This window comes from Rhizobacter sp. P1_G5 (assembly GCF_056405435.1).
Map to the genome: position 1 here is coordinate 1 of NZ_JBFUCB010000170.1, position 10,292 is coordinate 10,292.

Genomic DNA, 10,292 nt, shown 5'->3' on the forward strand with positions numbered 1-10,292 from the left:
AGGCATCGGTATGGGTCATGACGACGCGACAGTTCTCAACGACATTCCGCAGATGGGATCCGGAATGAGCGCAGCCGTCGCCGCGGCCTTGCAGCATGCCGGAATCGAGATGCACGACATCGCTTTCCGTCTCAGTGACGCGGCGGGTGAGGCCCACGGCTTCGAAGATCTTGCACTGGTGCAGTCCCGCCTGATGCAGCGGACAAGAGCATCGCAAGATTTGTGGCATCCCGCCAGCAGCGTCGGAGATTGCGGGGCAGCCTCAGCGCTGATGCAACTCGCCTGGATCGAGCAGGCACACATGAGGGGCTACGCACCTGGGGAGTTTTCCCTTGCGCATGCATCATCGCCAACCGGAGCACGCGCAGCAGCAGTTCTCAGCGGACCAGCCCATGGAGAACACCGTGTCTCATGAGGTCTACGCCAACGGCAACGAGATTGCAGGCAAGGCCGGCAACGGCAAGGTCATCGCATCCTTTCCCGACGTTTGCCTGTCGCCGCCGGGGCCACCCGCCGGTCCGATACCAATCCCCTACCCCGATACCTCGTTCTCGACCGACCTCAAGGACGGCTCGATCTCGGTGCTGCTGGCCGGCAAGCCTGCAGCTTTGTCCCAGCAGTCCTTCTATCAACCAGCGACTCTCGGAAACGAGGCCGCCACCAGGGCTTGGGGCATGTCCGTGATCACGCATCAGATCAGCGGCAAGACCTGTTTCCAGGCGTGGTCGATGGATGTTCTGATCGAAGGAAAGCATGTCTGCCGTCACGGCGACATCACGACCAGCAATCACGCAAGCGCTCCAGGAGCAACACCACCCAACCCCAATCTCGAAGCGGTCGGCTGGGGAGAGCTCGAGGATGAAACCAGCATCTGTGCGTGTTGCAGTGGCGCAAGACACTCAGCCGGCGCTGCGATGACGATGGATGACTGGTACACCAGGAATTCCGACGGCACGGCTGCAGCGCACGCACCGCTGTATGTGTCCCTGATGTCGGATGTGGCAAACCGGAAGACCATGACACCCGCCTGCACCTGCAACAGCAAGCTGATTCCGATGGYGCCATGCAACGTGTTCAGGCGCCCTGTCACCGAGGAAGAAGGTGATCGCAACGAGTCGGCCTGGAAGGCCATCCGCCGCCAGTATCAAAGGCACAGTGGCATTGCCGACGAGACAACGGTGATTGCACGGCTCACCAGCCTGCTGACGCGGCCACCCACTCAGAAGGAGGTGCAGGAGGAACGCCAAGTGAACCATCTCGTGCCGAAGGTCGCCGCAGGAGGCTGTCCGGTCGGGCGAGGAAACCTGGAGCCCAACGGGATACTGTGCGGTGTATGCCGGAAACTCGATGAGAGATTCGGCATGCTGCAAAGGGTGGCATCCACGGCGTAGACATCGAGGAACGGAAAGGGAAGTCACTTGTACAAAGACTGGCGTTCTTACGGCGCACTACCCGCCATCGACTGGGAAGGGCGTGGCTATTTCGCGTACGAGGGGCATGGCGATCGATCCGGCCGTTCGGGTGCAGAAGCGTTCACGACGGATGCCACGTATGAGACTTGGCTCAGGGCTTTGTACAGTGCACAGGGCGGTGACTTTTCGAGAGTTCCAACGCTCGTAGACCTCTTCGCCGGCGATATCGACCCGGAGTGCATGGATCTGTGCGAATCACTCCTCGGCGATGCAGCTCCCTCAGCCACCATCGACAGACTGGCCCAACGCCTCGACAGCGGATCCGCCAGCTTCGAGGAAACGCTCAGCTGGTGCAGCGTGCTCGTCCAGCGCGGCAAGATCGCCGACATGCGAATCGTCGCAAAGGCATACGAGCCTGTCGCCGACATCAAGGATTCAGCCATCATTCCCGTCCAGCTTTCCACCTGCCTGGACCCGGGATCAGCCCTCTCGAATCCGGGCCTGTTCGGCCCGGTCAAGCAGTATCGGGCAGCGATAGAGCAGCGCTGCGACGAACTCGCCAAGACGTGCGAAACCGGTCAGGCACTCGTTTTCAAAGGCGAACCTGTCGGCGTCAGAAGGTTGGCCGTGCATGTCCTGGCGCGACTGAGGCGGCCTTGCTTCCCCAGCGACTTCAGACGACGTTTCGAGAACGCGACAGGGATCGATTGCTCATCGTTCTATGAAGAAGGACGATTCAAGCCAATGCAGGCCGCGGCCTTGATCRCAGGCTTTCTCGAGAGTCCGCAATCCTGGCGGTTCGAGGATGGGGTGCGCTACTTCTTCGGGCATCGCATTCCTTGATCTGCGAGGGCGGGATTTGCCCATCAAACAGGGCGCCAGGATGACACAGCACTTTGATCCGGCTGTCGACGGCACCTCCTTCAAGCTGGGCGAGCGGCAGGTCCGCCGCGTCGAGACCACCGCACAGACAGATGTACTTGGCAACGTTGCCTGAGACGGCCCCCTCTTGGCACGGCCCAGGGCATCACGTGTAATCAGCCGGCCGCGTCGTCGAAGCAGTCGTCCTTGGCAGTTGAGAGGGTGTGATGGCGCGGCCCATTCACCCTCATGCGATCCATCCGATGATGAACTTCAACGAAAGCCAAAGGATGAACCTCTACACCATCATTCTCGAATTCGGCGGCGGCACCTATGTCTCGCAGACCAGCGCGGCCAGCAAGGAGTCAGCGCTCTCCGCCTGGTGCAACACGATCCGCACCGACAAGGACTTCGGACCCGACTCCAGCCGCCTGGCCGAAGAAGTCGAACACGAAGCGAACGCCGCTCGACTCTCCCTTCTCGACGGCCTGGAGTCGGCCTGGAGCTTCACGACGCTCCTGAACGACCGGCTGATCCTCGGGCACGTGATCAAGACAGCGTCACCTGCCGCCTGAAACACCACGTCGATCTCACTGCCGCGGCCCGAACCCCTCCACCGGACACGCCGCCCTCGCCCCCACCACCGGCCTCGGTGGACACCCCGCCAGCGCCGGCTCCGCCACCAGCCGCTGATCCCACGCCACCCCCCCCGCCTTCGGTTGCAGCGACTGCGTGTCGACGAACAACCCGTCCGCCGTCGGCAGCACCACGCTGTGCCGGTCCAGCCCGGTCGCCTCGCGCCAGCGCTCCAGCCCCACCTTCACGACCCGCTTGTCTTCCCAGCTGAACACCCCCGGCGCCCCGGTCCGCATCGCATACAGGTTGCGGTCGATCACCAGCGTGCGCGCATCGCTCATCGCCTCCGACGTGATGCGGATGAACGGCAGCTTCGCGCCACCGACGATCAGGTTGTTGGTGATAGCCACCTCGGTGCCGCCCTGGTGGATCTCCGACTCGTTCGACACCAGCACCGACCCATGCGTCAGCAGCCCGGTGTTCCAGCAGGTGTTGTTGTGGATGCGCGGCCGCCACGACGACGAGGTCGCGAGGCAGGCCCAGCCCACCTCGCTGATCACGTTGTCGCGGATCACGCCGTCGTAGGTCTCGTACGGCCCGTCGACCAGCCGGTCGTCGTCGGTCTCCTGCCCCAGCATGATCGCGTTCGACCAGGTCCGCTCGACGCGGTTGAACTCGAACACCGTGTTGCGCGAGTTGCCCTTCGCGTAGATGCCGATCGACGGGATGTCGTGCACATGGTTGAACGCCACCCGCGTGCGATCCGCGCCGACGATGTCGATGCCCTGCGCGTTGTCGCCGATCTTCGCGTTCGGATGGTGGATGCGGTTGTGCAGGATCTCGACGTCGTCCGCGGTGCGCACCAGCTTCACCACATCGACCCGCGAGCAGCACAGGTCGTTGTCGAGCAGCCGCACGTGCGGCGTGTCGATCTTGATCGCGTAGCCCTCTTCCTGCCCGTCGGCGCTGCCGCGCACCTCCAGCCCCTGCACCAGCCAGTACATCGCCTGGCACACCGTGCCCTTCGGCGCCTCTTCGTCGCAGGTGCGGTGGTAGAAGTAGATCGACGGCCCCCGCTCGGTGCCCTGGATCACCGCACGCTCCTTCGCGTAAGCGCGCAGCGTGATCCACGCGTCGGCCGAGCCGGGGTTGCGGATCACTGCGCCGTCGTAGGTGCCTGCCCGCAGCTCGATGATGTCGCCGGGCTTCACGCGCTGCACCGCGGCATCCAGCGTGCGCAGCGGCGCCTCGAGCGTGCCGACCGCGCGGTCGGTGCCATCGGGGGCGACGACGAAGGTGCGCGGCTGCGCCGCGACCACCGTCGCGGTGGTGACCAGCGCCGCGCTACACCCAGCCGCGAAGCGAATACATCGCCAGACCAAGCCACTCATGCAGCACCTCCTCGAGCGCACCGGGCGCCTCGTTGCTGGGCACGAAATGCTGCCACTTCAGCGCCGTGTCGGCGCGGAAATCGCAGGGATACGGCAGCACGTCCAGCCCGACACCGCGCGCGGCGGCCACCGCGCGCGGCAGGTTCATCGCGCTCGCCAGCAGCAGCACGCGCCCTTGCGCACGCAGGCCGAACTGGCGCTCGCTGAAGAGCATGTTCTCGTGGGTGTTGACCGAACGCGTCTCGACGCTGATCGCGTCGGCCGGCACGCCCAGCCGCTGCGCGGCCGAGGCCATGTGCTGCGCGACCGAATCGGAACCATCGGGCAGCGGTGCGCCGGTGAACATCAGCCGCCCGCCGAAGCGCTGGAACAGCTCGACAGCCATCTCGGTGCGCTCCCAGCTCGGCGCGCCCATCACGACGCGATAGCCGGTCTCCGTCTTGCGGAACCAGCCAGCGGTCAGCACCAGCATGCGCGGGCCGTCGGTGCTGGGCAGCGCCCTCACCTGCGCGTCGGTCGGCACCGGCCACCAGGCCTCCAGCTGGGCGAGCAGCGTGTTGGTGGTCGCGGGGATCGAGACGACGTAGACCAGCACGCCGAGCAGCGCAAAGCCATGCCGCCAGCGGTGCAGCCGCCCCGCCTTCGCGCGCCATGCCCGCACGCTGAGCCACGCCATGCCGAGCAGCACGTACAGCGGCATCGCCAGCAGCAGGTGCACCAGGTCGGTGAGCAGCGACCTCATGCCGAAGCGCCTCAGGCCCAGCGACCGCCGCGGAACCGGCTTCGCCGGGCCGCTGGCGGTGCCCCCTTGAGGGGGAAGCGCGCAGCGCTTCGGGGGTGGGTCATCCTCGTGCGATACCGAACACCTGATCCATCCGCCCCCAGCGGAAATCGCCGAGCAGGCGATCCAGCCGGCTCTCGGTGCGGTGCAGGTTCACGTAGTGCCGAAAACGCGTCTTCAGCCCCGGCCCGGGCACGCGCGGCTGCAGCGGGTCGATCTCCCACGGATGCATGTAGAAGATCGCCGGAGCCTGCTCGTCGCGGTTGAAGCGGTCGATCGCCCAGCGCGACACGCCGTACGGCGCGAAGCGGAAGTAGCCGCCGCCGCCGGCCGGCAGGTTGCGCCCGAGCGCACGCACCGTCGTGATCGGCAGCTCGGTCAGCCCGTCGCGCACCTGGTAAGGAAAGCGCGGCGCGTCCGGCATGCCGTAGTGGTCGTGCTGCACCGGGTAGACGCTGGAGCTGTAGACGTAGCCCGCTTCCTTCAGCACGTCGAAGGCCCACAGGTTGTCGGCCCCGATCGAGAAGCTCGGCGCGCGATACCCGATCACCCGCACGCCGGCGATGTCCTCGAGGATGCGCTTCGCATTCGTCACGTCGTGGCTGAACGCCTCGCGCGACAACTCGCTCGCCCGCTGGTGCCCGTAGCCGTGGCTCGCCAGTTCGTGCCCGTCGTCGACGATGCGGCGCACCACCTGCGGGTAGCGCTCGGCGATCCAGCCGAGCGTGAAGAACGTGGCCTTCGCATGGTTGTCGGCAAAGCGCCGCAGCAGGCGGTCGACGTTCGCCTCGACGCGGCACGGGATCGAATCCCAGCGGTCGCGCGCGATGAACGGCGCCAGCGCCGAGACCTGGAAGTAGTCCTCGACGTCGACCGTCAGGGCGTTGGTGATCGGGTTCTTGGTCATGGACTCAGGGACAAATTCAGCGAACGGATTCGGCAGCGCGGGCGGTCGACGAGACGCGCATCGAGGCCGGCAGCCAGCTGCGCAGGTGCTTCGCGATGCGGCTGGCGGTGCCGCCGTCCCAGTATTCGGGCACGTCGACGCGCGCGGATTCGGTCAGCAGGATCTCGCGCACGGCTTTCAGCGCCTGCTCGACGTTGCGGCCGACGACGATGCTCGACGGATCGGCCACCGGCGTGCCGCTGCGGTCGTTGCCGAGCGTGATGCTGCGCACACCGAGCGTCACCGYCTCCTCGACCAGCTCGCCTTCGCTGCCGGCGATCAGGCAGCGCGCCTGCTGCAGCAGCCCGATCTCTTCCAGGTAGCCCTGCGCCGGCATCACGATCACGCCGGCATCGGCCAGGCGCGCCTCCTGCCCGGTGGATTTCAGCGCGACCAGCGCCTCCTCGCGCAGCGGCCACACCAGCGGCAGCTCGCGGCCCAGCGTCGCGAGCATCGGCAGCAGCTCGTCCATGGTCTTCGGCTGCAGCGCCAGGCTCACCAGCCCGAAGCCGCGCGGGTCGTTCAGCACCGCCGGCGAGAGCTTGGCGCGCGCGAACGATTCGAGCGGCGGCACCGCATGCGGCAGCCCGAAGTGCAGCAGGTTGGCTGCCAGGCTGCCGACGCAGTGCACCCGGTCCGACGGGATGCCCTCGCGGTACAGCGTGTAGTAGGTCAGCAGCTTGTTCGTGTAGAGCGCATCGGCCACGCGGTCGATCAGCACGCCGTTCATCTCGGCGCTGGCGCTGCCGCCGGTGTTGCGCTGGCCGGCGTCGAGCCGCAGCACCGGCACGCCGCGCTTGTTGGCGAGCAGCGTGCACATCAGCACCGCATCCGATTTGCCGACCGCCAGCACCGCGCTCGGCATGAACTCGGCCAGCACCTCGTCGAAGCGCGTCAGCGCGGCGGCCGAGCCGTGCGCCACGCCGACCGCGTGCGCGCCGATGCCGAGGTGGATCTCCATCTTCGGCAGCGGCAGCACCGCGGCACCGGCCGCGCCGATCGCCAGGCCCTCTTCGGTGCCGGGCTGTACCGCCATCACCGGCGGCAGGTCGCCGTACTCCTCGAGCACGCGCGACAGCGCGCCGATCTTCAGGAAATCGGTGCGGGTATCGACCACGCACAGCAACGGGCGCTGCAGCTTGCTGCCGCTGCGCGAGCGCTGGACCACGCCGAGGCTCGCGTTGTTGCCGATGTTCCCGCCGAAGTCCACCGCCGCGTCCAGCACCGGCAGCGCCGGGTTGGGCGGAATCGTCACGTCGGGTCGGCCGTGGCCGCTGGCATGGCCCGCCGTGGACACCAGCATCGGCACGTCGGCGAGTTCGCCGATCTCGCTGCGCAGCTCGCCGGCGGTCTGGTCCACCGTCTCGGCCGAGATCGCGTCCTTGCCCGACAGGAAGGCGGCGAGGAACAGCCGGTTGCACAACCGGTTGATGCGGCGCGGCACGCCGCCGGTCCAGCGGTGGATCGCGTCGAACGCATCGTCGGCGAAGGCCGGCGAATCCTTCCAGCCGACGCGGTGCAGCCGGTGCTCGATGTAGGCGCGCGTCTCGGTCTGGTCGAGCGGCCCGAGGTGGCACGACGCGATCACGCGCTGGCGCAGTTGCTCCATCGACTTCGATTGCAGCAGCGTGCGCAGCTCCGGCTGGCCGATCAGGAAGCTCTGCAGCAGCGCATGGTTGCCGAGCTGGAAGTTCGACAGCATGCGCAGCTCTTCGACCGCCTCGTGCTTCAGGTTCTGCGCCTCGTCGACGATCAGCAGCGCACGCCGGCCCTTCGCGGCCAGCGCGGTGAGGAAGCCCTCGAGGCTCGCGATCAGGTGCGCCTTCGACGCGCCCGCGGTCGGCACGCCGTACGCGGTGAGGATGGCGCGCAGCAGGTCGCCCGATTCGAGCTGCGTGCTGACCACCTGCGCGGCCACCACCTTCTCGGCGTCCAGCCCTTCGAGCAGCGTGCGCACCAGCGTGGTCTTGCCGGCACCGATCTCGCCGGTGACGACGATGAAGCCCTCGCCCTGGTGCACGCCGAACTTCAGGTAGGCCAGCGCGTTGCYGTGCCCGCGGCTGTCGAAATAGAACGCCGGGTCCGGGTTCAGCTGGAAAGGCGGGCCACTGAGGCCGAAGTGCGACTCGTACATGGTCAGAAGCGGTAGCGCAGCCCGGCGTAGATGGCCTGCTCGCCGTCGAGGTCGACGGAGGTCAGCGTCGTGCTGTTGGATTTGACGGTGAGGCGGCGCGCACCGATCGTCGCCGTGGTGTGCGGCGACAGCGTGCGCGTGCCCTCGACGCGCAGCGAATACTGCGTCGTGTAGCGGCCGAGGTTGCTGCCGCCCAGCCCCTCGATGCGCGAGCCGTCGCCGATCACGGTCAGCGTGGTCAGCGGCCCGAGCTTGTAGTCCCAGCCGAGCGACGCCGATTTCTGCTCGGTGTCGTACGACGGGTCGGGGATGTTGGTCTGGCCCGCCATCTGCAGCGCCTGCTGCTTCAGGTAGCCCACCTGCAGGTAGATGCGGTTGCGCCGGCCCTGCAGCGCGGCCTGGAAGCCGGCGCTCTCGCGCAGCTGGGCCACCACCGAATACAGCGCGGACGGGTTGATGCCGCCGCCCACCGGCACCGGCGACGCGCTGCCGGGCGGCAGCACGCCGTTGTCCGGGATGCCCTGGCTCGACACCGTGCGGCTCGCCTGCAGCCCGATCGTCGTGGTGGCCGAGTTGTGCGCATAGACGGCGTCCCAGCCGTTGCCGAAGTAGCGGTGCTCCACCGTCACGCGCAGGTTGCTGCGCTCGTCGGGCCGCCAGGTGACGCGCCCGCCGTACAGCGTGTCGGTCGGCGTGTCGGCCAGCAGCGAGGTCTTCTCGCGCCCGCCGACGATGCCCAGCACCAGCTGCGGCTGCGGTTGCCAGTTCAGCCACAGCCGCGCCTCGCGCGTGCTGAGCGTCTGGCCCTGCGTGAAGTCGTCGCTCTCGTCGTGCGCCTTCACCTCGATCTGCAGGCCGAAGCTGCGCGGCGCGCGCTCGTACGAGACGATCTTGTCCAGGCCCTTGGTGGTGCGCACCTGCTTGGTCAGGAAGTCGGTGATGCGCGCATGCGTGTAGTCGACGCGCGCGAGCATCGAGTCGAGCTCGTTGAAGCGGTGCATCAGGTACGGGCTCAGCCCGTAGCGGCGGCGCGGCTCCAGCTTGTACGAGGTGGCAGCCTCGGGGCGCGTCGCGTACGGGTCGTCGAAGGTCGGGTCGATCCGGTACCAGGCGTCGAAGTAGGCCCAGTCCTCGATCACCTTCGAGGCGAGGTCGATGCGTGCGCGCGGCAGCACGCGCGACGGCTGGCTGTCGTTCAGGTAGCTCAGGCTGCTGATCGCGGCATTGCCGCTCAGCGTGATGCGCGGGCCGCGGCGCTCGAACACGATCGACGGCTGCACCTCGAGCACGGTGTCGCTCTGCTTGATGCCGAGGTCGGGGGTCGCGTTGTCGGTGTGCACCAGCCGCGAGTCGATCGCCAGCACGATGTGGGTGGCCGGCGGCGGGCCGACCGGTGCCGACGCGGCGGCAGCGGCCGACGGCGCGGCGATGCCGCCGAAGGCACCGGTGCCAGGCGTGGCGGGGGTGCCCGGTGCGGCCGTCGGCGCCCCGGAATACTGCCCCCAGGCCCCGAAGGCGCAGCCCAGCATCGGCACTGCCAGCAGTGCGCGGGCCAGGCAGGTGGGGCGGAGGGTCCGTCGGCTCGGGCGCACGTCGTTCAGGTCCGGCGGTATTGCGGGTAGCGTTCGTAGCCGGACGAAGCACGCTGGCTGGCGGCCTTGTTCAGCACGCACCAGACGGTCTCGCAGGCCTCGATGTCGGCGAACGCACGCGCCACCGAGCTCTGCGCGGTCTTCTGCGCCTGCACCACCATCAGCACCTGGCCCATGCGGGCGGCCAGCACGCGCGATTCGCTGGTGGCCAGCAGCGGCGGGCCGTCGAAGATCACGATGCGGTCGGCGTAGCGCTCGGCCAGGTCGGCCAGCAGGCGCTCCATCGCGACGCTCGCGAGCAGCTCGGTCGACTGGTCGGTCGGCCGGCCGGCCGGCAGCAGCGACAGCTTCGGGATGTTGGTGCGCATCAGCACCTCGGACAGGTCGAGCGACGGCTTGGTCAGCACGTCCAGCATGCCGAGCTCGGCCTCGACGCCCAGGCGCGACATCACCGACGGCCGCACCACGTCGGCATCGACCAGCAGCACCGAATGGTCGACCTCCATCGCGATGCTCATCGCCAGGTTGATCGCGTTGTAGGTCTTGCCCTCGCCCGGCAGCGCGCTGGTCACGAAGATCAGGTTGCCGCCGGCCTTGCC

General features: G+C 67.7%; 9 protein-coding genes and 1 pseudogene. 4 read left to right on the forward strand and 6 right to left on the reverse strand.

Annotated features, from left to right (window positions below):
• The 4 genes and pseudogenes from AC1D12_RS13960 to AC1D12_RS13975 form a co-directional block, all read left to right on the forward strand.
• A pseudogene (locus tag AC1D12_RS13960) lies at positions 1 to 415 on the forward strand (hypothetical protein); the annotation flags it as partial.
• Positions 393 to 1,391, forward strand: a complete 999-nt coding sequence (locus tag AC1D12_RS13965; RefSeq protein ID WP_477841033.1) for a PAAR-like domain-containing protein — start codon at positions 393 to 395, stop codon at positions 1,389 to 1,391. The pseudogene AC1D12_RS13960 and the gene AC1D12_RS13965, both read left to right, overlap by 23 nt.
• Before the next feature lie 27 nt (positions 1,392 to 1,418).
• Positions 1,419 to 2,255, forward strand: coding sequence for a hypothetical protein (locus tag AC1D12_RS13970; RefSeq protein ID WP_477841035.1), 837 nt, complete (start codon positions 1,419 to 1,421; stop codon positions 2,253 to 2,255).
• 284 nt (positions 2,256 to 2,539) lie between these two features.
• Positions 2,540 to 2,848: a hypothetical protein gene (locus AC1D12_RS13975; protein ID WP_477841036.1), complete on the forward strand. Its 309-nt coding sequence runs from the start codon at positions 2,540 to 2,542 to the stop codon at positions 2,846 to 2,848.
• A gap of 15 nt (positions 2,849 to 2,863) precedes the next feature.
• On the opposite strand, the gene AC1D12_RS13980 is transcribed toward AC1D12_RS13975, so the two are convergent.
• The 6 genes from AC1D12_RS13980 to AC1D12_RS14005 all read right to left on the reverse strand — a co-directional run.
• Positions 2,864 to 4,240, reverse strand: a complete 1,377-nt coding sequence (locus AC1D12_RS13980; protein WP_477828199.1) for a right-handed parallel beta-helix repeat-containing protein — start codon at positions 4,238 to 4,240, stop codon at positions 2,864 to 2,866.
• Entirely contained in the window at positions 4,194 to 4,982 is a 789-nt protein-coding gene (locus AC1D12_RS13985; protein WP_477828200.1) for a YdcF family protein, read from the reverse strand. The genes AC1D12_RS13980 and AC1D12_RS13985 overlap by 47 nt, the downstream gene beginning before the upstream one ends.
• A gap of 100 nt (positions 4,983 to 5,082) precedes the next feature.
• Positions 5,083 to 5,928 (reverse strand): XrtA system polysaccharide deacetylase, encoded by an 846-nt coding sequence (locus tag AC1D12_RS13990; protein WP_477841037.1) that lies wholly within the window; start codon positions 5,926 to 5,928, stop codon positions 5,083 to 5,085.
• Positions 5,929 to 5,944: 16 nt separating this feature from the next.
• Positions 5,945 to 8,101 carry an XrtA/PEP-CTERM system-associated ATPase gene (locus tag AC1D12_RS13995; protein WP_477841038.1) on the reverse strand — a complete coding sequence of 719 codons (2,157 nt, stop codon included), beginning with the start codon at positions 8,099 to 8,101 and terminating at the stop codon, positions 5,945 to 5,947.
• Positions 8,102 to 8,103: 2 nt separating this feature from the next.
• Positions 8,104 to 9,630 carry a TIGR03016 family PEP-CTERM system-associated outer membrane protein gene (locus AC1D12_RS14000; RefSeq protein ID WP_477841040.1) on the reverse strand — a complete coding sequence of 509 codons (1,527 nt, stop codon included), beginning with the start codon at positions 9,628 to 9,630 and terminating at the stop codon, positions 8,104 to 8,106.
• A 68-nt stretch (positions 9,631 to 9,698) separates the two neighbouring features.
• Positions 9,699 to 10,292: XrtA-associated tyrosine autokinase (locus AC1D12_RS14005; protein ID WP_477841039.1), on the reverse strand; the 594-nt coding region annotated here is incomplete at its 5' end.